Annotated in this window: 21 protein-coding genes; 9 read left to right on the top strand and 12 right to left on the bottom strand. The window is 49.3% G+C overall.

The window, feature by feature from the left end:
* Positions 1–45 precede the first annotated feature (45 nt).
* From infB to truB, 3 genes are all read left to right on the top strand, one after another.
* Entirely contained in the window at positions 46–2673 is a 2628-nt protein-coding gene (gene infB / locus AQULUS_RS10220) for a translation initiation factor IF-2 (RefSeq protein ID WP_232051875.1), read from the top strand.
* 3 nt (positions 2674–2676) lie between these two features.
* Positions 2677–3042: a 30S ribosome-binding factor RbfA gene (gene rbfA / locus AQULUS_RS10215; protein ID WP_148340051.1), complete on the top strand. Its 366-nt coding sequence runs from the start codon at positions 2677–2679 to the stop codon at positions 3040–3042.
* Between the two features lie 93 nt (positions 3043–3135).
* Positions 3136–4065, top strand: a complete 930-nt coding sequence (gene truB, locus AQULUS_RS10210) for a tRNA pseudouridine(55) synthase TruB (RefSeq protein WP_148340050.1) — start codon at positions 3136–3138, stop codon at positions 4063–4065.
* Between the two features lie 170 nt (positions 4066–4235).
* Here truB and AQULUS_RS10205 read toward each other — a convergent pair whose 3' ends face one another.
* The 8 genes from AQULUS_RS10205 to AQULUS_RS10170 form a co-directional block, all read right to left on the bottom strand.
* A complete protein-coding gene (locus AQULUS_RS10205) occupies positions 4236–5078 on the bottom strand; it encodes an alpha/beta hydrolase (RefSeq protein WP_172622825.1) in 843 nt (280 codons plus the stop codon).
* Between the two features lie 8 nt (positions 5079–5086).
* Positions 5087–5401: a hypothetical protein gene (locus AQULUS_RS10200; protein ID WP_148340048.1), complete on the bottom strand. Its 315-nt coding sequence runs from the start codon at positions 5399–5401 to the stop codon at positions 5087–5089.
* 45 nt (positions 5402–5446) lie between these two features.
* Entirely contained in the window at positions 5447–6322 is an 876-nt protein-coding gene (locus AQULUS_RS10195; protein WP_148340047.1) for a Kdo hydroxylase family protein, read from the bottom strand.
* A gap of 195 nt (positions 6323–6517) precedes the next feature.
* Complete coding sequence (locus AQULUS_RS10190; protein ID WP_172622824.1) at positions 6518–7771, bottom strand: M20/M25/M40 family metallo-hydrolase; 1254 nt, start codon at positions 7769–7771, stop codon at positions 6518–6520.
* Between the two features lie 52 nt (positions 7772–7823).
* Positions 7824–9059, bottom strand: a complete 1236-nt coding sequence (locus AQULUS_RS10185) for a M20/M25/M40 family metallo-hydrolase (RefSeq protein WP_148340045.1) — start codon at positions 9057–9059, stop codon at positions 7824–7826.
* A 223-nt stretch (positions 9060–9282) separates the two neighbouring features.
* Entirely contained in the window at positions 9283–9891 is a 609-nt protein-coding gene (locus AQULUS_RS10180) for a DsbA family protein (protein WP_148340044.1), read from the bottom strand.
* Positions 9892–9960: 69 nt separating this feature from the next.
* Positions 9961–10758, bottom strand: coding sequence for a DsbA family protein (locus AQULUS_RS10175; RefSeq protein WP_148340043.1), 798 nt, complete (start codon positions 10756–10758; stop codon positions 9961–9963).
* 63 nt (positions 10759–10821) lie between these two features.
* Entirely contained in the window at positions 10822–11928 is a 1107-nt protein-coding gene (locus AQULUS_RS10170; RefSeq protein ID WP_148340042.1) for a multifunctional CCA tRNA nucleotidyl transferase/2'3'-cyclic phosphodiesterase/2'nucleotidase/phosphatase, read from the bottom strand.
* Positions 11929–11969: 41 nt separating this feature from the next.
* Between AQULUS_RS10170 and rsgA the strand changes: the two genes are divergently transcribed.
* From rsgA to AQULUS_RS10150, 4 genes are all read left to right on the top strand, one after another.
* Positions 11970–12896, top strand: a complete 927-nt coding sequence (rsgA, locus tag AQULUS_RS10165) for a small ribosomal subunit biogenesis GTPase RsgA (RefSeq protein WP_172622823.1) — start codon at positions 11970–11972, stop codon at positions 12894–12896.
* A 3-nt stretch (positions 12897–12899) separates the two neighbouring features.
* Entirely contained in the window at positions 12900–13598 is a 699-nt protein-coding gene (trmB, locus tag AQULUS_RS10160) for a tRNA (guanosine(46)-N7)-methyltransferase TrmB (RefSeq protein WP_148340040.1), read from the top strand.
* Positions 13599–13726: 128 nt separating this feature from the next.
* Positions 13727–14137, top strand: a complete 411-nt coding sequence (locus AQULUS_RS10155) for a hypothetical protein (RefSeq protein ID WP_148340039.1) — start codon at positions 13727–13729, stop codon at positions 14135–14137.
* A gap of 480 nt (positions 14138–14617) precedes the next feature.
* On the top strand, positions 14618–15298 hold the full coding sequence (locus AQULUS_RS10150) for an outer membrane beta-barrel protein (RefSeq protein ID WP_148340038.1): 681 nt from the start codon (positions 14618–14620) through the stop codon (positions 15296–15298).
* A gap of 14 nt (positions 15299–15312) precedes the next feature.
* Here the strand turns inward: AQULUS_RS10150 and hemW are convergent, their stop codons facing one another.
* On the bottom strand, positions 15313–16470 hold the full coding sequence (gene hemW, locus AQULUS_RS10145) for a radical SAM family heme chaperone HemW (protein WP_148340037.1): 1158 nt from the start codon (positions 16468–16470) through the stop codon (positions 15313–15315).
* Positions 16471–16545: 75 nt separating this feature from the next.
* Between hemW and AQULUS_RS10140 the strand changes: the two genes are divergently transcribed.
* Positions 16546–17532: a malate dehydrogenase gene (locus AQULUS_RS10140; RefSeq protein ID WP_148340036.1), complete on the top strand. Its 987-nt coding sequence runs from the start codon at positions 16546–16548 to the stop codon at positions 17530–17532.
* Between the two features lie 65 nt (positions 17533–17597).
* Here AQULUS_RS10140 and AQULUS_RS10135 read toward each other — a convergent pair whose 3' ends face one another.
* Positions 17598–18359: a ZIP family metal transporter gene (locus AQULUS_RS10135; RefSeq protein WP_172622822.1), complete on the bottom strand. Its 762-nt coding sequence runs from the start codon at positions 18357–18359 to the stop codon at positions 17598–17600.
* 161 nt (positions 18360–18520) lie between these two features.
* On the opposite strand from AQULUS_RS10135, the gene AQULUS_RS10130 reads away from it, so the two are divergent.
* Positions 18521–19177: a site-2 protease family protein gene (locus AQULUS_RS10130; protein WP_148340034.1), complete on the top strand. Its 657-nt coding sequence runs from the start codon at positions 18521–18523 to the stop codon at positions 19175–19177.
* A gap of 14 nt (positions 19178–19191) precedes the next feature.
* Here AQULUS_RS10130 and AQULUS_RS10125 read toward each other — a convergent pair whose 3' ends face one another.
* Together AQULUS_RS10125 and AQULUS_RS10120 are read right to left on the bottom strand one after the other, a co-directional pair.
* A complete protein-coding gene (locus AQULUS_RS10125; protein WP_148340033.1) occupies positions 19192–19959 on the bottom strand; it encodes a hypothetical protein in 768 nt (255 codons plus the stop codon).
* A gap of 172 nt (positions 19960–20131) precedes the next feature.
* On the bottom strand, positions 20132–25294 hold the full coding sequence (locus AQULUS_RS10120) for a RasGEF domain-containing protein (RefSeq protein WP_172622821.1): 5163 nt from the start codon (positions 25292–25294) through the stop codon (positions 20132–20134).
* Positions 25295–25341 lie beyond the last annotated feature (47 nt).

Below are 25341 nucleotides of genomic sequence, written 5' to 3'. Positions count from 1 at the left end.
TTCTGTCTTTTATCCTCGTACCTCTGACGTTGGAGGCAGGCTCGCGTGGTGAAAAAAGTAGCACAAGATACCGAAAAAGATGGCGTGTCAGTAAAGCAATTTGCTGATGAGATTGGCGTCAAGCCTGACCGCCTGCTGGGTCAATTTAAAGATGCAGGCATCAATTTTGCGAGCATTAACGATTCCGTCAGTGAAGATGAAAAGCAAAAGCTGCTTCGATATCTTCAGCAGCACCATGGCGCAAAACAAGACAATGCCCCTGAAAAAATAGTATTGAGACGGGCTAAAACCAGTGAAATCAAACTGGGCGGGTCGCATGGTCCGGGCAAGACCGTCAGTATTCAGGTGCGGAAAAAACGTACCTATGTCAAGCGCACCCTGACAGAAGATGAATTAAAGGCCAAACCGGAAGAAGGCGTTGAAAAGCCCGAAGCACTGACAGTGGTGGAAGTTGAAAATGCCGCTGCGCCTGTTTCGCCGCAAGCTGTGGAATCCAGGTCTGATAATAACGTTTCGGTCCAGGGTGTAAGTGAAGAAACACCGGCGGCGCCCGCTTTAGTCGAAACCGTTGCTACTTATACCGAAGAAACTCCACCCGCAGCGGCAGCCGCGGATGAGGCCGCAGAAGACAAATCCAAGCTGGGCGCGGTCAAGCGCAAGGAAAAACACCGTGCTCTTGATGAAATGGATGAAACGGAAAGTGAAAAAGTTAAAAAGAAAAAGAAATCACGCGATACATCGCGCGACAGCGAGCGAAATTTTGAATCACTCCTGGCGCGAGGCGCTGATTTAAGCCGTGTGCTCAAAGTTGAGGATGAGGATGCGTTTGACACGGCTTTCAGAAAATCTGGCAAATCCCGTTCCGGCACCCACATCAAGGTTAAAGTCCAGGCATTCACCAAACCAACGGCGCCTGTCGTACGCGAAGTGGAAGTTCCGGAATCTATTAATCTGGGCGAGCTGGCCCAGAGAATGTCTGTCAAGGCTGCGGAAGTCATCAAGGTTATGATGAAAATGGGGATCATCGCCACCATTAATCAGATTATTGACCAGGATACCGCCATTCTTGTGGTTGAAGAAATGGGACATAAAGCCAAGGCGGTCAGTTCGGATGCGTTGGAAGAAGCACTGGCCAAGTCAGTGGAAGTCCAGGGTGAAGCCAGGCCGAGGCCTCCCGTCATTACCATCATGGGACACGTGGACCACGGTAAAACGACGCTGCTTGACTATATCCGCCGAACTAAAGTGGCGGCTTCCGAAGCGGGCGGCATCACCCAGCATATCGGTGCCTATCATGTGCAGACTCCCAAAGGTACGATTACCTTTCTGGATACCCCCGGCCATGCTGCGTTTACTGCCATGCGCGCCCGCGGCGCAAAGTTAACCGATATCGTGATTCTGGTGGTGGCAGCGGACGATGGTGTCATGCCGCAAACCATTGAGGCTATTCAACATGCGAAAGCCGCAAACGTACCCATAGTGGTTGCCGTCAACAAGATGGATAAACACGGAGCAGACCCGGATCGCGTCAAGAATGAACTGGTCAAACACGGCCTGGTGCCTGAAGAATGGGGCGGCGATGCCATGTTTGTGCCTATCTCCGCCAAAACCGGAATGGGTGTGGATAATCTCCTGGATTCGGTACTGGTACAGGCTGAAGTATTGGAACTCAAGGCGGTTGTGGATTGTCCGGCCCGGGGTGTCGTGATTGAATCACGGCTTGATCGCGGCCGCGGCGCGGTGATGAGTGTGCTGGTGCAGCAGGGCACGCTGCGCAAGGGTGACATCATACTGGCTGGCTTGGAATATGGACGCATTCGCGCGTTATTTGATGAAAACGGCATGCAGATTGACAGTGCCGGGCCATCCATTCCTGTTGAAACTCTGGGTCTCTCCGGTGTTCCTCAGGCTGGAGATGATTTTATTATTGTTCCGGATGAAAAGCGCGCGCGTGAAGTGGCATTGTTCCGTCAGACCAAGGCCCGCGAGACCAAGCTGGCCAGGCACGCTCCCAAGCTCGAAGATTTATTGCAGCGTATCGAAGATGAAAAAACCGTTACCACAACGCTTAACATTGTATTGAAAGCAGACGTGCTGGGATCTATCGAAGCCTTGAAGCAAGCTCTGACAGAATTGTCCGGCGCGGAAGTCAAAGTCAATATTCTTTCCAGCGGCATAGGCGGCATCAATGAAAGCGATGTGAACCTTGCCATTGCTTCCAAGGCGATCATTATCGCATTTAACGTGCGCGCGAATGCGGAAGCCCGCAAATTAATGGAAACTAACAGTGTAGACGTGCATTACCATAACATCATCTATGATGTGATTAATCAGGTCAAAAAAGCCATTAGCGGCGCGCTGGCTCCCGAAATTCATGAAAAGATTCTCGGTCTTGCCCAGGTGCGTGAGGTGTTCAGGTCTTCCAAGACGGGCGCGGTTGCCGGATGTATGGTGACGGAAGGCGTGATCAAACGTAATTATCCCATTCGTGTATTGCGTGATAATGTTGTGATTTTTGAAGGCTCGCTGGAATCACTGCGGCGCTTCAAAGATGATGTCGGGGAAGTTCGTCATGGCATGGAGTGCGGTATCGCGGTGAAAAACTACAATGACATCAAGGCGGGCGACCAAATAGAAGTATTTGAAAAAATCGAAGTCAGGCGGGAAATCTAAAAGATGAAGCGAGGCTTTGATCGTACTCAGCGTGTGGCGGACCTGCTTCAGAAAGCCCTGGCACAATTATTGCTGCAAGACATGACTGATGACCGATTTAGGCTGGTCACAGTGACAGGCGTCAGCGTGACTCGCGATCTCTCTTACGCCAAAGTGTATGTCAGCGTGTTAATGGATGAAAATGCCAAAATCAAGGACACAGTGCTGGCCCTGAATCGCGCTGCAAAATCCCTGCGCTATCATCTGGCCCGCGAAGTGGATTTGAGAGTCGTACCGGAATTGAAATTTGTTTATGACGAATCAACAGCGCATGGGTTCCGGATTTCACAATTGATTGATTCGGCAGTCAAAAAAGAAAAAAAATCATAATAGCACCCGTCATTGTGCGACGATTTTCAACTTATCAGAAACGGGAAGCCAGGAGCTGATCTGGCATTATTCACAAAACAGGACAGACCACGCATGCGTAGGCAGATACACGGTATTCTTTTGCTGGATAAGCCCTCCGGCATGACTTCAAATGGCGCTTTGCAGCGAATCAAACGGTTGTTTTGCGCCAAAAAGGCTGGGCACACGGGAAGTTTGGATCCCATCGCAACAGGCATGCTCCCTCTATGCTTTGGCGAAGCGACTAAATTTTCACAATTTCTTCTGGATTCGGACAAGGCATATTATGTCGTTGCCAAGCTGGGGATTCGCACCACGACAGGTGATACCGAGGGTGAAATTGTGGAAACCAGGCCGGTATTGAATGTGACAAGACAGGCAATTGAAGAAGCGATGTCGCAGTTTCTAGGTGAAATTGAACAGATCCCCCCCATGTTTTCCGCGATTAAAGTTCAGGGTAAGCCGTTATACGAACTCGCGCGCCGCGGGATTGAAGTTGAACGCAAGCCCCGATGCGTCAAGATTTTTTCCCTGATTCTGGACAATTTTGAAAGCGGCGAAATCATTTTTCGCGTGCACTGCAGCAAGGGGACTTATATTCGCACGCTGGTGGAAGACCTTGGCGCTGTTTTAGGCTGTGGTGCGCATGTGACGGCCTTGCGTCGAGCGGCAGTCTCACCTTATGGTCATTCTCTTATGTATACCATGCCGGCGCTCGAATCCATCGCGGAAAATGGCGGCATTAATGCATTGTTGTCATGCCTGTTACCGGTTGAGACGGCCGTGCAATCATTTCCAGCAGTGCAGTTATCTACTTCAGCGGCATTTTATTTACGCATGGGACAGCCTGTCAGGGCGAATTTCCCGCTTAACAGTACTATGGTTAGACTGATATCAGAAGACGCCCGCTTTCTTGGCATGGGTGAAGTTATGCCAGACGGGCGCGTCAAACCACATCGCCTGCTTGCGGTTCAGGATATCGCCATGGATAGTACCGGGACCTGACATTCTGATGGATTCCCGCACCTTCTCGTCATTCCTGCGCAAGCGGGAGCCCATAACCAGAGTTCATGGTTCGAGACGCCGCTAACGCGGCTCCTCACCACGAACGGGATTTTCACCACCGTTCACCCTGAGGAGGCACGTAGAAGCGGGAACAGTGAGGGAGTGCATTTTTACTGCGCATGCAGGTAGGCAGCGAAAAAATCCTGTATAGCCTGGTCATTGCTTTGTGTATGTTTTCCATGTCCGCCGCTGTCGTTGATCAGCAGTTTCGCGTGAGGGTTGTCTCGTAAAGCATTTTGCAGCAATAAGGCATGTTTAAACGGAATCACATCATCGTCTCTGGAATGAATGAGAAGGACAGGGACATGAATTTTTTCCGCATAAAGCGCCGGTGAGATTTTTTTAATGTCAAAACCTAAAAATATCCATCCCCAGAGACGCATGAGTTCGCCCAGAACATGATTCAATACCGGAATGCGGTAAAAATCATTGGCTATCCAGTCCAGCCGCGCATAACTGGATTCTGCCACTATGGCTTTGATTTCCGGAGTGGAGGGAGCGGCCATCAGGGCGACAGCGCCGCCCAGTGAGAATCCCCAGATACCGATGGTGTGAATGTTTCGAGTCACTAAAAACCGGATGGCTGCCTGCAAATCCATTACTTCATTTTTACCCAGAGTGGAATGACTGCCGCCGCTATTTCCCAGGTAACGAAAATCGAAGTAAAGCAAATGATATTTTTGATGGAGAAAGTGCGTGAGAGCCAGGATATCGCCTTTATCAGCGGGATAACCGTGCATGAGTATGATGGCTGGCGCTTTGGGATTGGGGTTGGGAACAAACCATCCCCGGATTAAAACATTATCTTTTGTTTTGAATGAAACATCTTCATAGCTCAGGCCAAATTTTTTTGGCGTGAGAGTGCTGGTGAGTTTGAATGGATAAATTGCGGTATAAAATCCCCATAAAGAGAGGATCAGCAGGATGGAAATAATGGTAATGAGAATACTCAATGAATATTTCATCGTCCGTGAGTCGAATTTTTCCCGCCGAGTTTTATTCCGGTCAGGATTCCTAATGTAAATATCATCACAGCCAGGGCTGTCAGGGGGAGAAATGTCCCCGGCAAAAACAGAATATCGAGAGTGTGTATTTGCATCATGGAAGGCATGTCCCTAATGCCGTAAATACACATTTCACCTGTTGGAAAAGCGCAAAATTTTTCTTTTGGACACCAGGTCAGGATTTGTTGTTTGGCGCCGCTGCCGCACTGGATTTTCGCGTCTTTCAGGATCTTGAGCGCGGTATCCGGATATTTTGTCAACATTTCAGGCAAGATAACCTCCTTGTGAGCATATTGGCATGATAATTGTTACACTTCTCATACCAATTTTTGATTCAGCATTTTCTCCAGTATTCGCAAGGGTGATTTCGATTCATCCTGCATGGCTTTCACTGGCAAATAAAAAGTCTGCTCCAAAACATATTGTCCTTGCATTGCCGCGTGGGACACATCATCCGTCTGCACTATCCATGTTGCGCCAGGCGGAAAACGTACTTCGCGCTGATCTGCGTTTTTTTGGTAATCATTGTCTGCTTTCATGCGGTCATGAATTTGCAGCATATAATGATCATAAAGCGTGCGATAACTTTTAGTGATTTTGAGTAAGCGCAGCAGTGTCGCGCTGCCGCGGATGGGTTTTTGTATTTGCGGAATGAACCGATTTGCCACTTTGTCAAAAGATTCCCCGGTGCGCCATACCCGGTCTTGCTCATGAGGATTGATATTGCAAAAAATGCGTAAAATACGTTTGCCTTGATTGGGAGCTGAGGGAAATGCATCAATGTGCAAACGCTTGTCGTCTTTTCGATAGGATGTTACCCGCCCGGAAATTTGTACCGGGCGATAACTGGTTCTTGCAAGTATCAGTTGTCTTGCATAATGCGGGAGTATTTCCTTGATCAGACTAAAAGCATTCTGCGAAAAACGGTTCAGCATGGATTTTAATTGTTGATGCTGACTGTCGGTTAAATTCCGTACCCCCCATAGTTTATTGGACTCGGACTGATAACTGATGTTTTTGGCATGCGGGTCCGCGAATTCGGGAGAAAGGAATTGCTGTTCTTCGGGCGATAAAGGAAAAGCGAGTTTGGGGAAAAATAAAAGCCGGCCATTTTCCAGAGACTGGATCGCAAGCTGTTGTGCTGAATCAGGAAAGTGTTCATTCCATTGTTGCGTTGAAAATGTTTGTAACATACGTGGGCTCTATTCAATTTATCATTGAAACAGAATATTCTACCCTTCTTGAGTGGCTGATAACAATTCAAACAGAAAGAAAGAAGCCCGATGTGATCAAAATATGATCTTCCATTATGCCAGGCACAGACAGTATGGTGTGGAATAAAAAACCGGCTCACTGTTTAGGTGAGCCGGTTTATATATCAAGCGGGTTTAAGCTACAGGCTCTGCCAATTCAACCGCAAATGCCACGCCTAATTTCGCGAAGTCGGTGATATGGCTGAGAGACAATACATCCATGGTGTCTTGAGCGGTATGGATATAAGGATCATCGTTGCCAAATGAGGATTCAAATGGAAATGCCGCTGTGAATCCTGCCTGGCTCCATGAGGCATGATCACTGCACGCATATCCGCAGCGTGTGCGGCCGACTGGTTTTTTGACATAGGTTTTGATCAGTGTTTCAAGGTAATTGGTCAGATTGGTATTGATATTGTCAGTGATCAGCCACATGGTCGGATCATTTTTGTAAGCATATCCCGTCATGTCGAATTGCAGGACGGCTTCAACCGGAATGTTTTTCTGTTTGAAGTCCTTGACCACGTAACCGGAGCCGACCAGACCCATTTCTTCAGCAGAATACCAGATAATGTAAATGGGTTTTTTGAAATGCATGCCGCTGGAAATCAAGGTCCGCGCCACGCCCATGACAGTCATGGAGCCGGAACCGTCATCGTCGGCTCCTGGTTTTAATTCCCAGGAACTTGACAGTGTATCCATGTGTCCGCCAATGACTATGCCTGGCGCAGTGGATTCGCCGATTTTGACCACGACGGAAGGTTGCTTGTAGCGGGTGCCGGTTGCTACAGTATAAACACTGATGTCACTGCGGTTATTGTCTCTGGCCAGGGTTTCGATTTTATTTTTCAGCCATTCCGCTGCTTTCACGCCTGTATCAGAGTTTGCATAACGGTCCGGAAACTGGGTTTTGCTGGTATCGGAAAACGCGGTGAGGTCTGTCCACATTTCTTGTGCATTGATCTGACTGATAAGCTGGTTCACCTGATCCGGATATTGTATGGCGTAATTTGTGCTTGTTTGGGTTAACGATTTTTTCTGCGGCTTGTCATATTGATTCAGGAAGGATTTTGCGCGGCTGCCTGCGGTAATGTTTTTGGGATGGTATGCATTCCAGGACTCTGTCACGTCCATGAATCCACCGCAGGGTGTGGCGGTTTTTATGTGTTTCGCTTCAATGAAAGCGTCAATACCGGCGCTGTCAGTTTGTATCAAACCCAGGGTGGCAGTAGATGAAAGTGTCTTGTATGAGGCATTGACATTCTTGATGAGACATTGTGGAGCGACGATAACATGTTGTTCTTCGGTAGTCCCTGCATGCACAGCGAGAGAAATTGAAGAGAGCAGTCCTAGCGAAAACAATGCTATTTTTTTAGCGGATTTCAACATTACATTCTCCTTAAGTAACATAATTAACATCGATCTAGTGGTGGAACTCAAATTACGTCACGGGTTCCGCCGCTTCTACGGCGAAAGCTGTAGCCAGTTTCAAATAATCAGTCATGTGAGAAACGGATAATTTGTCCATGGTGTCACGCGTGGTATGAATATCAGGATTGGAGTTTTCATAGGCAGCTTCAGCAGGGATGGCTGCGGCATATCCATTTTGTGTCCAGCTCGCGTGGTCGCTGCAGGCATATCCGCATCGGGTATGCTTGACAGGTTGTTTCACATAGTTGGAAATTAAATTACCGAGAAAATCTACCAGGGTCTTGTTGACATAATCATCAATCAGCCACATGGTGGGTTCATTTCTGTATGCATAACCAGTCAGGTCAAAATGCAGGACGGCTTCCACGGGGATATTGTTTTTTTTGAACTCAGCGACAACGAAATCGGAGCCGACCAGTCCTTCTTCTTCCGCCGCGTACCAGATGAAATAGAGGGGTTTTTTAAACCGCATGCCGCTGGATAAGAGAGTGCGCACTGTTTCAAGCACAGTGGCGCTGCCGCTTCCGTCGTCATCAGCTCCTGGTTTCTTGCTGAAGCTGCCGTTCAGTGTGTCCATGTGCGCGCCTATGACTACCCCTGGCCCGGTTGAGGTGCCTACTTTCGCGATGACGGAAGGCTGTTTGTAACGGGTGCCGGTTGCGATGGTATAGACGTTGACATCATCACGATGGTTTTCTTCCGCTATTGTTTCGACTTGGGATTTGATCCAGCCGGCCGCTTTCACGCCATGTTCCGAATTGGCATACCGATCCTGAAAGCCGGTAAGCGTGGTTAGGTAATCCAGCATGTTTTGCGGATTGATTTGTTTGAATAATTGCTGGACTTGTTCCTCATGCTGGATTGTGTAATTCACGTTTTTTGCCGCAAGTGTTGAATGCGTTGTGCCGGAATAAGTTTTTAAAAAAGCCGCCGCGGTACTTGCCGCTGACAAGCCTTTTATTTTATGCGTCTGCCAGGCACGTGTGACGTCCATGAAGCCGCCGCATAATTTTTTTTGCTGGTGTTTTGCCCGGATTAACTGATTTATACCGGCCTCATCCACGGCGAGGAGTGATAGTGAATCCTGGGAAGACAGAGTTTTATAATCGCCTTGCATGGTTTGCAGCAGGCACTGGGGGGCAACAATGATGTGCTGGCTGCCTGTCTGTGCATGCGCGGGGATTGACAGCGCCGAACATAAGGTTAACGCAAAAGTACAAATAAAGAATTTGCCTGATCGACGCATGTGCTCTCCTTGTCATGAAAGATGAAATTCATTAATCAAAGTTTTATAACATTATTTATTCTGAATGGATATGGGAGGAAAGAGGAAAATGAGCGGAGCTGAGTAATTAATTGTTTGTGCGAGCCGCAATGCGGGCGGATTTGCAAAAGCAAGGGGCGCGGGCAGGAAATAATATTTGCCGGAAACCTGGAGTCAGTTTCCGGCAAATTTGCGGGAATAAAAATCAGATGGCGTGATTGATGGCGTCTTGTAGTTCGGTCTGTGACATTTCACCCAGCGTAAAGTTCAGGTTTTTGCTGTCTTTCGCATTGGTTTTGCCCACGAAGAACGCAGGTGTGCCGGTCAGGTTTAATTCTCTTGCCAGCGCATAATTCGCCTGGATTACATTGGTGACTGTGCTGCTGTTCATGTCTTTTTTCAGCTTCTTCACATTCAAGCCCATGGATTTGGCGATGTCGAGAATATTGTTTTCATTCATGGCAAGACTGGTCGTCATCAGCGCATGATTGAATTCATAATATTTTCCCTGCATGTTGGCGGCGAGAGCGGCGCGGGCAGCGATTTCTGACATGGGGCCGCGAATGGGATATTCCTTGAAGACAATGCGTACTTTCGGGTTGGCTTTGATGATGGCGGAAATCACCGGGGCCATATTAATGCAATGGGAACATTGATAATCAAAAAATTCGACTACAGTCACGCTGCCTTTGGGATTGCCGGCGACAGGATCCTGCTCGTGATGAAACAATGATTTCACCACGTCCGCGCTGGCATTGAGTGAAAAGAGTAAGCCAAACGCAAACATCAGGTACTTCAGGCATTTTGTTATCATGGGGTGCTCCTTTGGGATGAATGAAGGGCGGGAGAGCTGGAATGAGACGGCTGCTCGCCCGCCTGTTGGTTATTTCACCTGATCAATCATGCTTTGTAATTGTTTTTGATCAGTTGAACCGGGAACATAACTGATGGTGTCGCTGCCTTTGGCGTTGGTTTTTCCAATGAAGAGAGCGGGTGTGCCAAACAATTTCAGATCCTGAGCGAGTTTGATATTTGCCTTCAGCTGGTCCTTGATGCTCTGGTCTTCCATGTCTTTTTTCAGTTTGTCCACGTTCAAGCCGATGGTTTTTGCAGTCTGCAGGACGGAATCCTGGGTCAGCGGTTGTCCGGAGGTAAGCAGGGCGTGAGAGAAGGCGTCATATTTGCCTTGCTTGTTCGCTGCCAGCGCGGCGCGCGCGGCAAATTCAGAAACCGGCCCGCGTATGGGGAAATCCTTGAAAACCACACGCAAATCAGGATTGGCTTTGATAATGGAACTCATGACGGGAGCCATATCAACACAATGCGGGCATTGGTAGTCAAAGAATTCCACAACAGTCACTTTGCCGTCGGGGTTGCCGGCGACAGGATCATTCGCCTGATGGAATAAGGATTTTGCGAAAGAAGAAGCAGTTTGCTGGGTCTGCTTGACGGTTTGCTGGGCTTGTTCATATTGTTTTTGCTGCAGGACTTGCATGGCTTCAACCAGGACTTCAGGATGGCTGACCAGATATTGATGTACGACTTCTTCAATCTTGGCTTTTTCAGCCGGGCTTACGGCCGGGGCGTTTGTTTTATTCTGGGTGGCAGCGGCGGCATTGAAAGACAGCGCGGCGAGGCCCATCAGGCACACGGCGAGCTTGGTTTTGACAAAAGACTTCATTGCTAAATCTCCATATATTATTCAGAAGGATTGACAGTCTTGCGATCATAACAAACCGTTTGCTTAGGTGGCTAGCCATTTTTCCAGTCTTTCCAGGCGTTTTTTTCTGAGTTCTGCCGCCAGCTTTTCACCGTTGAAACCTTCATTGATTAGTGTTTGCACAGGAACGCTTTTTGCCGCTAGGGCGGCCGCCTCCAGCCATGAGAGGTCAAAATCTATTTTTCTCGCGGCCGCGATGGCCTGACACGTTTGCAAAAACAAATGGTAGCGTTTTTCACGGCGAAAAATATCGAGTGCGCCCAACAGGCCAAGCAATGATTCCGCGGTCATTGATCGGGCATTTAGTGCTGCCGGGTAATACTGCGCGGTCAGACCAGCCAGTTCCCGGTATTCATTGGGCGCGCGGTAACGGCGGCATATGGCCGTGATGTTTTGTTTCGCGTCCGGCAAATCATGAAGCAGTGCAGCGAAGCGTACTACGGGGGGTGCGGAGAGCTGTGCCGCTGAAAACAAGGCATTCATTCCGTGTCCGCTGATATTCAGGCCCTGGAAAAGAATGGGTAGAGCGCCGCATTCGGACAGCACCGCAAAAAATTTTTCAGGGTTTTTTTCGCCCAGGGCGCGTTCCAGTTCTTTCCAGACCCGTTCCGCGACTAACGCATTGACTTCACCCGCGTTAACCATCCCGCGCATCAACTCCATGGTTTCATTTGCCACGCTAAAACCCAGTTCCGCATATCGGGCGAGAAACCGGCCTACACGCAAGATGCGCACCGGATCTTCTGCGAAAGCCGGCGAGACATGACGCAGCAGTTTATTTTTCAGGTCTTGCCGGCCGCCGTAGGGATCAATGAGTGTGCCGTCCTCGGACTCTGCCATTGCGTTAATGGTGAGATCACGCCTGAGCAAATCGGCTTCCAGGCTCACATCCGGCGAGGTGTCAAAGGTGAATCCCTTGTATCCGGGCAAAACTTTGCGTTCCATGCGCGCGAGAGCGTATTCTTCATTGGTTTTGGGGTGAAGAAATACCGGAAACTCCTTGCCTACCTGGCGATAGCCCAGGGCCAGCATGTCGTTGCTGGTGGCGCCTACCACCACCCAGTCCCGCTCTTTTATCGGCAGGCCCAGTAATTTATCTCGTACTGCCCCTCCGACCAAATAAATTTTCATGTATGATGTATCCCTCAATAAAACCTGTAAATAACGTGCAAATGACAAAACCAGTTGAACAACAGCAGATGTCCGGACAAAAAGGTCTCGTGATTTCCTATTTCGGGAATAGTGTGGCAGTGGAAGCTGAAGATGGGCAAGTTTTTCAGTGTCATTTGCGCCGTAATCAGGAGCTTCCTGTCGTAGGCGACAGAGTGGTCTGGCAGCTTGAAACCGAAGAATCCGGCGTGATCATGGGGATTGAGCCGCGCCGTTCACTGTTGGCCCGGGGGGATGCGCGCGGCAAAAGCAAGCCTGTCGCCGCCAATGTTGACATTATCGTGCTGGTCATGGCGCCCCCGCCGATTTTTTCCGAATACCTGCTGGACCGTTATCTGGTGGCTGCGGAATTATTGGATATTCAACCGGTACTGGTCCTCAACAAGGTGGATCTGCTGGATCCGGAGCGGCGGGAAGAGGCGGCGGCACGCCTGGAGCCTTACCGAAAAATCCCATACAAATCAATATTATCTAGCACTTATACCCGTGAAGGCCTGTCTGATCTGGAATGGTGCCTGAAGGGCAAGACAGCTGTTCTGGTGGGGCCGTCGGGGGTGGGGAAGTCTTCTATCATATCCGTGCTGGCCGGCGGTCACGCGATCCGGACTAGTGAAGTGTCTCCCAAAGGCGCGGGCAAGCACACAACAACGGCTACACGGCTTTATCACCTGCCTCAGGGCGGCCAGCTGATTGATTCACCCGGGGTGCGAGAATTCAATCTGTGGGCGGTATCCCGGCAAGAGGTGTTGCGGGGATTCAGGGAATTCCAGGCATTTCTCAAGGGCTGTAAATTTCGCGACTGCCTGCATGTGGTCGAGCCTGGATGTGCGGTGCAGGAAGCAGTGAAGAATGGTAATATCAGCCCCGGACGATATGCCAGTTATCAACAGCTGATGAAAGAAGCTGAAAAACAAAACAAGTATTCATGATATATGCCTGATAAGCCATCCAAAATTTTTCGAATCCGCAGTTATGTCCCGCGCGGGCGGCGCACGGATGCCCAGGAACGCGCGTTTGCAGAATGCTGGCCCCGCTATGGGTTGAGACCGGATGCCGGTCTGATTGACTATAAAGACATTTTTGGCCGCAGCGCACCTTGTTTTCTCGAAATCGGATTTGGTTCGGGGCAATCGCTGCTAGCCCTGGCAAAAGCACACCCTGAGGTGGACTACATAGGTGTGGAAACCCATCAGCCGGGTATTGGCGCCGTGTTTCAGGGGATACAGGCCAACGGATTGACCAATCTTCGTCTGTATTACAGCGATGTGATTGACGTGCTGGAAAAATGCATACCCCCAGGCAGTCTGGACGGGGTGCAAATATTTTTCCCTGATCCTTGGCCCAAGCGCAGGCATCATCAGCGCCGGCTGATCCAGCCGGACTTTGTCAAACTGGTCGCGGCCAGGCTCAAGGCAGGCGCGGTTTTGCATCTGGCGACAGATTGGGAAGATTATGCCCGGCATATGATGCGAGTGCTTTCGCTGGAGCCGCAGTTAATCAATCTGGCCGGGCCGGGTGAGTTCGCAATGCGTTCCACTCAGCGGCCTGTTATCACGCGCTTCGAGGCAAGAGCGATACGCGAAGGGCGGGAAATCCGGGACTTGCGGTTTGCAAAATGTCAGGATGAATGATCCCTTCAGGTGAATTTCAACTGTGTTGACGGAATGGCTGGATTTCAGACGACTTGCTGGACTATTCATTCGGGTCAGTATAGAATTTGCGCACTTTATTTTACACGCATGAGTGAGGACAGGAAAAAATGAAATATGTTTTTGCACTATTATCCATTTTCGCATTAATCGGTATTTTGGCTGCGTGCGGACCGGTTTACAAAAGAGAGTATGCCTACGTGCCGCCCAAATCCAGTGTAGGCAAGATGTGTACGGCGCAATGTATACAAGGCCGCAATGCCTGTGAACAAATGTGCCGGATGAATAATGAAACGTGCCGGGCGCGCGCAAGAGAAGACGCGGTTTATGAATACGAACAATACAAACATGAAAGAAGGAAACAAGGCAAGGAAGTAAAGAAAACGGTCAGTGATTTTGATCGCAGCTATTCCTGCAACAGTTCCTGTGATTGCGGTCCGACTTACAATGCCTGTTACTCAGCCTGCGGCGGCCAGGTTTTACAGCGGGACGTCTGTGTGGCGTTCTGTGACAAGCAATAAGCCAGACGGTATGTCCGTGGTTTAATTCTTCTGATACTGTCTGCGTTAAAAATATTAGCGCAGACAGATTGCTGAACATCGGTGACTTGGTTAGAATTTTCAAACTTACACAGGAAGGTGGTCACCATGCTCCGCTTATACTCCATAGTATCCCTGCTCATTTTGATAGTGCTGCTCTCAGGGTGTCATAAGCTGTTTCAAAAGGAATATTCTTATGTGCCGCCTCATTCTGCCGCGGATAAAAAATGCATAGCCAAGTGCATGTACGGCCGAAAATATTGTCAGCGTATCTGTGAGTTAAAAAACTCCCGATCCTGTGATTGTACAACGTCCTTCAATACCTGTTATTCTGCCTGCGGCGGGCAGGTCATTGAGCGTTAATGTCAAACCAGTCCATGGCCGGTTGCGGCGACAATAACTAGACTTTGGTTACCTGCTCACTTAAGCTGATAACCAATCAGCATTCTCGGGGAAGATAAAATGAGAAAAGGAATTTATAAACAGATTCTGATATCCGCCGTCTCTTGCGGACTGGCTCTAAACACTTATGCGATTGGCAATGGTTTTTACATGGGCTTGATGATGGGCCCCGCGACCAATAGCGGCGGAGACCAGATGGTGCAGGTTGACAATCCCAACGCATTACAGACCACGCCAGCTTCACCCCGCTCTACCCAGTTTGGTACCCGTGTTTTTATGGGAAACCAATTCAGCAGATTTGCAGCCATTGAAGGCGGTTTGACTTTTTTTTCCCAGATCAAGTATGACTCGAAAGGGGTGGACACTTGTTCGGGCAATTCCTTGCGTGTTCGAGACGTTGATATTGTGGCCAAGGGTATTATTCCTTTTGGAAACTACTTTGATATCTATGGCAAGGCGGGCATGGCTCTTTCTTATATCACCACATCCGGCGGTCTGAATCCCACGTTTGATCTGACAGCCAATCCGCCGCAGACTTGCGGTGTGAATACTTACAAAAACAAATTCTCGCCCACGGTGAGCATAGGCGCGTCATATAACATTAATCAAAGCTGGGTGGCAGATCTTTCCTATAACACCGTGCAGATCAGCACGCGGGTCAGCACCGTCAGTCTGATCGCGCTGGGTATTTCGTACCACTTTACTGATAAATATTGCGGTCAGTTTTTGTGCGATGATTGATGCGTGTCAGCTTGTCATGAAGCGGTTAAAAACATTTCAGTCAAGTTATTGAGAAATTTTTTGCCTAGCTCCGTAGGGCATAAATTCTCCGTATCTTCAATCAGGAGTTCCCGCTGTCTCGCGGCTGTCAGCAGAGGTTCAATTCGCTGCAAGGGCAGACCGGTATGGCGGGTGAACAAGTCCGCAGGCACGCCCTGGGTGAGCCGCAAGGCATTCAGCATGAATTCGAAAATAATATCTGGCTCCCGGAGTTCGGAGGTATTCAGGTTCAGGCGTTTGCGCGCATCCAGATAATCCTTGGGGTGGCGGACTTGCGAGAAACGTCTGATGATCCCGGATTCATGGTCTGTGATTTTGCTGTGCGCGCCGGCGCCTATGCCCAGGTAATCGCCAAATTCCCAATAATTCCGGTTATGCGCGCATTCCTGCCGCGGCAGGGAGTAAGCTGAAACCTCATACTGCCGGAAACCGGCTTCGCTCAGAATCTGCTGTCCGGCCAGCTGCATTTCCCAGGCGGCGTCATCGGATGGCAACGGCGGCGGTTGCCGGTAAAACGCGGTATTGGGTTCCAGGGTCAGCTGATACCACGAAAAGTGCGTTGGCGCGAGATCCAGGGCGGTTTGAATATCTTGCCGGGCATCTTCAAGAGATTGATCCGGCAGGCCGTACATGATGTCGAGGTTGAAATGGCGGAATCCCGCCTCTTTGGCGCGGGCAACGGCTTGTATGGCGCTGGCGCGGTCGTGAATGCGGCCGAGAATCCTGAGTTTTTCATCCTGCAGGCTTTGAATGCCCAGGGACAGGCGGTTGATGCCGGCAGCGCGAAAACCGCGGAAGCGGGGTTGATCTATGGTTCCGGGATTGGCTTCCAGGGTGACTTCCAGGTTGCCGGAAACCGCGATCCGCTTGGCAACCCCCTCCAGTATCCCTCCTATTGCTTGCGCGGAAAACAGGCTGGGCGTGCCGCCGCCAAAAAAGATGCTTTTCAGGGGCCGGTTTTGTATCAGGGGCAAGCGGCTGTCCAGCTCCTGCAAAAGGGCGGCGACATACAAATCCTCAGGCAGGGAGGATTGGGCCTGATGGGAGTTAAAATCACAATACGGGCATTTGCGCACGCACCAGGGAATATGGATATAGAGGCTGAGAGGAAGCGGTCTGGAAAAAATTAGCATATACAACCAGGATTTTCACGTTAGAATAGCCGGCATTATAGCATTGTTGTTTATTTAATGATTAAGGAGCCTCTCATGTCGAAACGAGTCAAAGTAGCCATATCCGGCGCGGCCGGGCAGATTGGTTATGCGCTGATATTCCGTGTCGCTTCAGGCCAGATGTTCGGCCCGGAAACCGAAGTTGAATTGAATCTTCTGGAGGTTCCGCCCGTGCTCCCGTCGCTGCAAGGCGTGCAGATGGAGCTGGAAGACTGTGCTTTCCCGCTGCTTAAAAAAGTCACTACCACCGCCGATGTCAATGAAGCCATGAAAGACGTGAACTGGGCGGTACTGGTCGGTTCCATGCCGCGCAAGGATGGAATGGAACGCTCGGATCTGCTGAATATCAATGGGAAAATTTTCACTAGCCAGGGCCGTGCAATTAATGATCATGCTGCGGCAGATGTGCGTGTGTTTGTCGTGGGCAATCCTTGTAATACCAACTGCCTGGTCGCGATGAATAATGCGCCGGACGTGCCGCGCGACCGTTTTTATGCCATGACCATGCTGGATGAGTTTCGCGCGCGTACCCAACTCGCCATCAAGGCGGGAGTGGATGTCACGGCCGTGACGCAAATGGCGATCTGGGGCAATCATTCTTCTACTCAATACCCTGATTTTTATCATGCAAAAATCAATGACAAGCCGGCCCCGGAAGTCATCACCGATTTGAACTGGCTGCAAAACGATTTCATTCCCATGATACAAAAACGCGGCGCGGCTGTGATCAAGGCGCGGGGTGCATCATCCGCCGCCTCAGCAGCTAACGCCGCATTAATGTCGGTTTATCACCTGACACATGATACCGTGCAGGGTGAAACATTCTCTGTTGCCCGCTGCTCCCAGGGTGAATACGACATTGATGAAGGCTTGATTTTTTCCGTGCCCTGCCGCACCGAGGGTGGAAAGCTCAAGGTTATTACCGGTTTGGCGCAAAACGATTTTGGACAAGAGAAAATCCGGATTACCTTGGACGAATTACGCAAGGAGCGCGACGCAGTCAAGGAATTGGGATTGATTTAACACCTTTTTCTGATCCGGGGTGAGGCTGCCGCAGGAATCTGTCTCTGTCTCCTGCGGTTCCGTGATCATGTCCACAAGGCTATCAAGCCCATGGCGGCAACGCCGGCGGCCAGGCTCAGGTATTCCAGCAAGCCCTGGGTGTCCCTGGAATGCTGATGAAAGTGAATATGATGAAGAGTGGATATATATAAAAACGTTCCTGCCGCAAACGCGTTGAACACCGCGGCGGCCCATTCTCCGCTTCTGGAAAAAGTAAATTGATGAATGGCCGCGCCCAGGCTGATTCCAACGGGTGTCATGAGTGAAAAGAAGATGACTACCAGAAAAATTCGTCGGTAAGGCAGCTGGTGTCTCAACAGCGTGACGCATAACGCGAAGCTTTCTGAACCTTTGTGCGCAATGATGGCAATGAATAACATCAGGGTTTCCGGCAAGGTGGATCCTATGCCGAGAGCGGCGCCTTCTGTCAGGGCGTGGATAATCAGCACAATGGCCAGCACATAAGGAACGGCGTTTCGGGAAGAGGTGATCATGGATCCGCTGGAAAAGCGTTCAAGCAGCAACATGAGTAAATAACCCAGCACAGCAATGGCTTCAGGCAAGGGGTAAGTCAGGTTGTCATAAAGACGGCCAAACAGTTCAATCGCATCAGGCAGCATGTGAAACAGCGCCGCGCCCAGAAAAATCCCGCTCGCGAGGGCTTCTCCCAGTTCAACGGATTCCGTGTGCCGGGGCGCGCGCTTTTTCTTTAATGGATACAGCGCAAAGGCTGCGCTCAATAAAAAAATGATCAGAGCGGCAATAATTTTATAATCAAACAGTGTCACAACATATCCTGACGGGATCATCATTCAAGTGGTGCTAATCGTAAAGGGAAATTGAAGTTTGCGCCACTTTTACGAAGACGGAACATTCTATCGCAAAATATCTGTTTTTTACTCATCTCTTGCTTGAGAACGGTCATAAGATAATGGATACTTTGCATACTATGACCGATTTAACCGTTGTACAGAAAATTGCAGTATGGGTGTTGCCTCTGATTTTTGCCATTACTCTTCATGAAGTGGCGCACGGCTATGTGGCTTCCCTGTTTGGCGACCAGACCGCCAGGCTGTCCGGTCGGCTCACGTTGAACCCGGCCAAGCATATTGACCCCATTGGAACCATTGCCATTCCTTTTTTAATGCTCATGGTCAGCAACTTTATTTTTGGCTGGGCCAAACCGGTGCCGGTAGATCCTCGCAACATGCGCCATCCCAAACGGGACATGGCTTTTGTCGCCCTGGCGGGCCCCTTGTCCAACTTGCTGATGGCGCTTTTCTGGGGATTGGTGGCGAAATTGGGAGAAATGGCCGATCTGGGCGGAAGCGAGTGGCTGGGTGTGCCATTGGTTTACATGGGTGGTGCCGGTATCATGATCAATGTGGTCCTAGGAGTGTTGAATCTTATTCCGCTCCCGCCTCTGGATGGCGGCAAGGTGCTGGAAGCGGTATTGCCCCGCCGCGCGGCTTACACGCTGAGCCTGATTGAGCCATACGGCTTTTTTATTCTTGTCCTGCTGATGTTTACCGGCTTGCTTTCAGTGGTCATGTCGCCCTTTGTTTATTTCCTGATTGGCGCTATAGGCAATCTCTACGGGCTATAAACGATATCCATTTCTTAGTGAAAACTTTTACGATCAATAACAAATCCCTGGGTAACCCCCTCGTTTGCTGTGACTGCTTTTGGCGCAAAAAACTGCACAGACTGTAACAGGCTTGAAGTGTGTTCCAGCTGTTGGTGGATGCTGCCCAGTGTGAGTATGAGCGAATCCAGCGCCATAACTGTGCTCCTCAGAATTTCTTCCTGGGAGCGTTCCCGGAGGGGAGTCTCCTGCAGTTGTTGCTGGAGAGGAGGGTAAGAGCCCGAGCGTTCGTGCGCAAAAAAACTCTGCGTGAGCAGAGGAGAGGTGTGTGTGTGCAAAGAAGAGGTGAATGCAGGAAGAAGGGTGGCAGTGCTCGATGGTTCTGGAATGGATTCGGACATAGGAATGAAGCTGGCGGAAGCTTGCACCGTGCTGCCCTTGGGAATGTCCATCGTTTGTCTCTCAGACAGTTCTAGCCCGGTCGCTTTTTGCAGGGCGGTATGCAATGCTTTCAGAAGCCTGACGATTTTTGCGTCGCCGCTTCGGAGGTGTGTGCCTTGGCGTTCATGTAACCGGGGTTCGGCTTCATGTTTTTCTCTGAGATAGCGTATCATTTTTTCTAGCGAATCCATTCCGGACAAGGCGGAAAGAATGTCATTGATTTGATTTTTTCGGTATACATCCATTTCGCTGTCGGTATTTTTCTCCGTCGCGTATTTCGCCAGCTCGCGTATGGCGTCGCGAATGGCAGGAATCTGGCTCGGGTCGCGCGCCTTCAGTGTCTCCAGCTTGTCCAGAATCAAACGTTCGGATTGAAGGATGGAATCGTTTTGGCCGGCATTGACTTTGTCTTGCAGGGATCGATATATGTTGTCGCTATTCTGGGTGCCGACACTGCTGGTTTTTGTCGAGACATATTCCTGTGACTCTGTTGCGACCTGATCCGCGAGAGATTGAATGGCCTGGATGGCATCTCTATCGCTTTGCCGGGGCGTATTTGTTCAATTCCCGGCTCAATAATCCAATTCTTGGCATGCGCTGCACGGGCATGATGGGAAAGTCAGCCGTGGGAAGGAAAGCATTGGTTTGCACATAGTCGGCATCGGCTTCGCGGTTGCCGCTGCGTACGAAAGGAACCGGCTTGAAAGCATCTTTGGAAATGTGAGTGATCAAGGCTTGAAATACAAGCTGATTGGCCGCAGCGGCAATGAAAGCCTGATTACGCTCCGGGTTTTCCGCGAGCATTTTTGAAAAATTTCGTATAGCTTCGGAATTGTTTGCCGGTTGCTGGCCTAGCGTATCGCGCGCGAGTATCTTGTAGGGTTCAAGAAAGTATGCCAGCAAGGCACGTTCCTTGGCGCTCAGCTTGCGCTCGTGTGCAGCCAAAAATTCGGAATCCGGCTTGAGGTTGCCGCTGGCGTCACAAAAGTGATTAACAAAAGCCTGCATCTGGCGGATAAAATCATGTTCGGTTTGATAGGTTTCACTGACAGTCCGGGCGAGCATGATATCGCGTTGATATTGGTTGCCCAGCGGTTCTTTGACGGTTTCAGGCAGGCTGTCGAATAATGTTCTTGTCGGTTTCCTGTCTTGACTGGGTTCGCCGATTGGTGCGTCTGGCAGCGGCGATTGCAGCCAGTCCCTGAGTATTTGCAAATCGCTTTCATCCAGGCGGGTCAGCATTTTTTCCATGGCATCGCACCGGCTCTTTTTTTCCAGTCTGGTCTTACCGTCATCAGCGATCGTATTTTCACCGGCTATCGATGGCGTGAACAAGTCTGGCTGTGTCAGCGCAAGATAAAGCATGGCGATGGCTTTTTTCAAAGGATCATCGTCCGTGAGATTTTGCGTATCCAGCAGGTAATGCTGGGTATTATTGACAACAGCCCGGGCGTATTCTTCGATATCGATGATGTTGCGCTGCGGGACCTTGAGCTGTTCCTGCAGATACAGAGCAGTGAAATGTTTCTCAAGCAGCGGCTTCGCCTGTTCAAAGTAGGTATCAACAAATGTGCCTTCCTTGATTGTGCGTTCAATTCTCTCTCTGGCAGCGGGTGAAATTCTGTCAAGGTCAATCGTGCGCTCGTCGCCATACACCACCAGCGAATACAATTTGATTTTTTCTTCTTGTGATGCGGAGTACGACTGCCTTTTTTCATCCAAAAGGGTATCCAGTGATTTGCCGTCCAGGATGATGCCGCTACGTGCGACTTGTCTGGGATTGCCTGGCAGACCCGGATGCGGCAAGTCGCTGGCTAGCACAAACTCGCAGCCGGGCAGGAATGCCAGCCGGGAAAGTTGTTGATGATTCTCTTCGTGGAGGATGATAATCAGTTTGTCTGGCCGGGATCGAGGTGCCTGGGGTGGTTGAACGAGGGTGGCTGCCGTTGTCGCTTCGGACTTCATACGGGACTGGGGAAAGAGATTAAATTCAGTCAATAATGTGCTGTGAGACTGCAACTCTTCGCTGGCTTGCAGTCTTGAGGCTTTTTCCGCCTGCTCGGATCCGGTGTGATGAGAAGCATGAATGGACTGTATGAGTAGTGGATCAGGCGCAAACTTCCATTTTTCCTGTCTCTGATGGATTTCAGAGACTCTTGCTTTGAGTTTTTCCACATAATTTTGCGTATCATGAAAGATCTGCGGATGGATATCCTGATTGCCTTGCGCGAAAAACTCCATATCAGTGAAAACAAGACTCATGCTGGGACAAGCGTGAGGATGGCTTGTCAAAAAGCTTCTCGCATTTTTAAAGCTGCCAAAAGGGGAGGTGATTGCATCAATGTCATTCAGCATTTCCCTGGCTTGCGGAGACAATCCCAGCATGGCGGTTTTCAAGCGCGAGATGCCAGCGTTTGAAAACGTCGTTGAAAAGCAAAACGCCAGATGCATGTCGGGAATATTGGAGTGATGAAGACATTTATATGCAATTCTTATCCAGTGTTCCAGTGCCAGGGTGCGCTCATTGAGCGAGGTTCGGCTTTGTATATCGTCTATCACATACCCGCTCAATCTGTTAAGCAAGTCCACGCAAGGCTGTACGGTGGGCTGCGCATCTTTGGCGGGATTTCGGTAAAGTTCATGGGTGTTCAATTGTGAAAACAATTGTGCGTCGTATGCGACCAGCGAATCTGCCATCATATCGGCAGATTGTTCATAAAGCCGCTGGAAGCGGGTAAACATTTGGTGGTCTTGTTTCAATTGTTTTCTGACAGAAGCCGCATAAGGTTCTTCAGAGAGTAATTTTTGCAATTCCTCACAACAAGGGTTGTGGTCGTCATACATCATTCTTTCTATGTTTTTCAGCCTGCCATCAAGATACTGTTTGATGTCCAGTGTAGCCAGATGGCTTTCTCTTCGAGGAAAAAATCTTGATTTTTTTCTCTTCGCCAGGGGTATGGTGGTCGCTGCAGCGGTTGAAACAGCTTTTTTCTCACCGGCGGATTTTTCTTGTGCTTCAGCATATGCCCGTGTCAATTCTCCGGACAGGGATTGGTTATCAGGATGCCTTAAAAATTCCTGTACAGCGGGATATGCAAACGCTGTTTCAATCATTTTTACACGCAAAGAAGGAGGCCATTCCGGGTGGCCTTGAATGAGTTCACGAATATAGGCTTCGTTTACGTCAATCGGGACTTCAGTTCGTACTGTTCTTAACCCTTCCAGAGTATGCGAAGATTGCTGCGCAGCCATGCCGCAAATATTTTCATGCAGGCGAGCGAGTTTGACCAGAATGTCGAGGATTTCTCCGTGTTTTTGCGCGTCAAATTTTTGCATGGATTCGCGCAGAAATTCGAGTTTTTCAAGCGGCGATATGTTTCCGTTACCAAGTGTGACATATATGCCCGTGATCAGGGGTTTTAATTCGGCTGGCTCAACATGGGATTGTTTTTCTTTTAATTGTTTGATGAGTTCATCTTTTTCCCTGAAAACCAGGTTCAGCAAGCCAGTGATTTGTTTAACCGCGGAACTCTCTTCTGTCAGAATGAATTTTTTGTAATTTTTCTTTTGTAATATGTCGCACTTGGCAGATTTGTAAACCGCATCATCTTTGTACGGTTTGCTGTGTTCCTCGCATCTTTTTTCGACCACGCGTATTTCTTCATCTGATCTTCCTTCCATGACGCTGCGTGTAAAGGGGGAAAGTGCGGCGGCGGCGGGCTTGGGGAGCAGCGCTTTTTGTTTTCTTGATAATTCCTCTATGACTTCATCGTTGGCCTTTTTGAATCCGGCGTAGGCATTCTGGTATTTTTCATCAAGTTTTTTGAGTTCGCCTGCCCAAAAATCCTTGTCATCCGAAAGCATGTGTTCGCTGCCGTCAACCAGTAATTGATTGAGCTGTTCCAGGCGGCGTTTGTTTCTATTCAGTGTGTCTTTGAATTCTGTGCCGATAGCCTCCAGCCGTTCCTGATCTCCTTCCTGGGGTTTACCTTCAGCGATACGGTCTTTAATACGTTTTTTTTCTGATGATAGCGCGCCTAATTGTTTTGATATTTCGGCCAGGTCGGATTTGACTTCTTCCAGGTCGGTTCTTTGTTGAGACTTGGCTTTTTCAAGTTCCTTGATGACGAGATCTTGAGGGTTAATTTCAGCGATATGTTCCCGCATCATGTTTTTTAACTCTGCCAGTTTTTCATCCTGCTCGATTTTCCGGAGTTTTAATGGTTCCAGTTCCTGTTCCCTTAATCTTTTTGCTTCCGCGGGGGCGGCGTGTGCAGCAAGAATTCTTTTTTCAATTTCTGCGATTTTGACATCCGCTTCTTTTCGCTCTCGCACCAGTTTTGCAAGTTCTTGTGTGTATGTTTCATGAAGCCCGTTTTTTTCCAAGGATTCTTTGTGTTTTGCAAGCAAGCCATCCAGCAGCATGACTGCATCTGTCCAATCCTTTTTTTCAATGATTTTATCGGCAAGATTAAGCCTTTCTATCAATTCCTTGCCTTGTGTTTCATCTACTTTCCCATCGTTTATGGTAAACAGGGAGATATACCAGCCGTAATGAGGGATGTATTGGTCTTGTCTGTCCTGGCTGATACGAAGGCCGAAAAAGGAAGTCACGCTTTTCCCGTCATACCGCAGATGCTCGAGTACTTGTTTTGCCGTGTCAGATAAATCATCGGTAATATTGAAACGAGCGATAGGCACGGCATCAAACGATGCCTGTATGGCAGAAGCGATGGTGAAATTCCCTAACTCCATGCTTCTTTGCAGGATGGCCACCCATCGTTCCATGATGAGCGCTCTCTGTGCCTTGGATTCAGCAAAAGTGATTTCTTCGGTGATATAATTGGTCAGGGTGTTATAAGCACGGGTTAATTGCTGTATCGATTCCGGGCGCGGTTCTTTGATATTGGATAATTCTTCCTTGGGAATATTCAGAAACAAAATGGCGCTGGCTTGCCGCAGTTCCACAGAGAGAGTTTCCAGATAAGATCTATATAATTTATTTAGGGCTTGACGCTGCTTCTTAGTCAGGGTCTTTCTTTGTTTTTCTTCAGCCAGTATGCGCTCTATTTCAGCCAGTTTTCTCTGGGTGTCATTTTCATGGGTTTCGTCCAGTGCTTGTTTCAATAGTGAAATGTTTTGCAGCATGGCTTTAGTGACAGCCAATTTGCTTGTCGCTTCTCTGGCTGTCTGGCGCAGTGGCCGTGGTATGCTGCGCGCAGATCTGCTGCTTTCCAGGCGGGTTTGTGAGGCAGCGGTTTTTTGCAGCGTGTCCCGGCAAGCGCGGAGCGCGGCTTCGTAGTAAGGCTGTAAATCTGTTTCAGGTTCTGCGGAAGTGGCGGGCTGGTCTGGCGCGAGCATTTGGTTAAATGCCGCAATCGCAGAATTTCCCTTTATGTCTTTTGTCAATCCATACAATAACTGAGTTTTGGTTTGCAGATCCAGGGGTGGAGAATCCTGTTCAATGACGGGAAGTAAAAACTCATTGAACTTGTCAATCAGGCTGACGTTCGGGCTGCCCAAGATGCCGAGAATATACTCTGGTTTTTCAGCGGGGGATATTTTCGCCAGAATTTGTTTGGCTAGCGGTACTTCTTCAGCTTTCATTTGCGCGAATAAAATATCAGGATGGACATCTTTTAATGGTTCTTCACTTCCCAGGGCATCATAAAACTCCTGCAATGTGGGTGATTGCATTCTCAGCACCTGATTTCTCCTCATGCTCTAAAAATTGAATATTTTTT

Origin of the sequence: Aquicella siphonis, assembly GCF_902459485.1 — a bacterium.
GTDB classification, from domain to species: domain Bacteria; phylum Pseudomonadota; class Gammaproteobacteria; order DSM-16500; family DSM-16500; genus Aquicella; species Aquicella siphonis.
The sequence above is the reverse complement of the archived record's forward strand: the minus strand, read 5'-3'. Positions and strand labels throughout refer to the sequence as shown.

Bases quoted from the DNA above. Each gene is read 5' to 3' on its own strand.
- AQULUS_RS10175 (WP_148340043.1), bottom strand. From the start codon at position 10,758: ATGAAGTCTTTTGTCAAAACCAAGCTCGCCGTGTGCCTGATGGGCCTC.
- rsgA (WP_172622823.1), top strand. From the start codon at position 11,970: ATGACAAAACCAGTTGAACAACAGCAGATGTCCGGACAAAAAGGTCTC.
- AQULUS_RS10150 (WP_148340038.1), top strand. From the start codon at position 14,618: ATGAGAAAAGGAATTTATAAACAGATTCTGATATCCGCCGTCTCTTGC.
- AQULUS_RS10195 (WP_148340047.1), bottom strand. From the start codon at position 6,322: ATGTTACAAACATTTTCAACGCAACAATGGAATGAACACTTTCCTGAT.
- hemW (WP_148340037.1), bottom strand. From the start codon at position 16,470: ATGCTAATTTTTTCCAGACCGCTTCCTCTCAGCCTCTATATCCATATT.
- AQULUS_RS10190 (WP_172622824.1), bottom strand. From the start codon at position 7,771: ATGTTGAAATCCGCTAAAAAAATAGCATTGTTTTCGCTAGGACTGCTC.
- rbfA (WP_148340051.1), top strand. From the start codon at position 2,677: ATGAAGCGAGGCTTTGATCGTACTCAGCGTGTGGCGGACCTGCTTCAG.
- trmB (WP_148340040.1), top strand. From the start codon at position 12,900: ATGCCTGATAAGCCATCCAAAATTTTTCGAATCCGCAGTTATGTCCCG.
- AQULUS_RS10120 (WP_172622821.1), bottom strand. From the start codon at position 25,294: ATGCAATCACCCACATTGCAGGAGTTTTATGATGCCCTGGGAAGTGAA.
- AQULUS_RS10185 (WP_148340045.1), bottom strand. From the start codon at position 9,059: ATGCGTCGATCAGGCAAATTCTTTATTTGTACTTTTGCGTTAACCTTA.
- AQULUS_RS10180 (WP_148340044.1), bottom strand. From the start codon at position 9,891: ATGATAACAAAATGCCTGAAGTACCTGATGTTTGCGTTTGGCTTACTC.
- AQULUS_RS10170 (WP_148340042.1), bottom strand. From the start codon at position 11,928: ATGAAAATTTATTTGGTCGGAGGGGCAGTACGAGATAAATTACTGGGC.
- AQULUS_RS10140 (WP_148340036.1), top strand. From the start codon at position 16,546: ATGTCGAAACGAGTCAAAGTAGCCATATCCGGCGCGGCCGGGCAGATT.
- AQULUS_RS10130 (WP_148340034.1), top strand. From the start codon at position 18,521: ATGACCGATTTAACCGTTGTACAGAAAATTGCAGTATGGGTGTTGCCT.
- AQULUS_RS10155 (WP_148340039.1), top strand. From the start codon at position 13,727: ATGAAATATGTTTTTGCACTATTATCCATTTTCGCATTAATCGGTATT.
- truB (WP_148340050.1), top strand. From the start codon at position 3,136: ATGCGTAGGCAGATACACGGTATTCTTTTGCTGGATAAGCCCTCCGGC.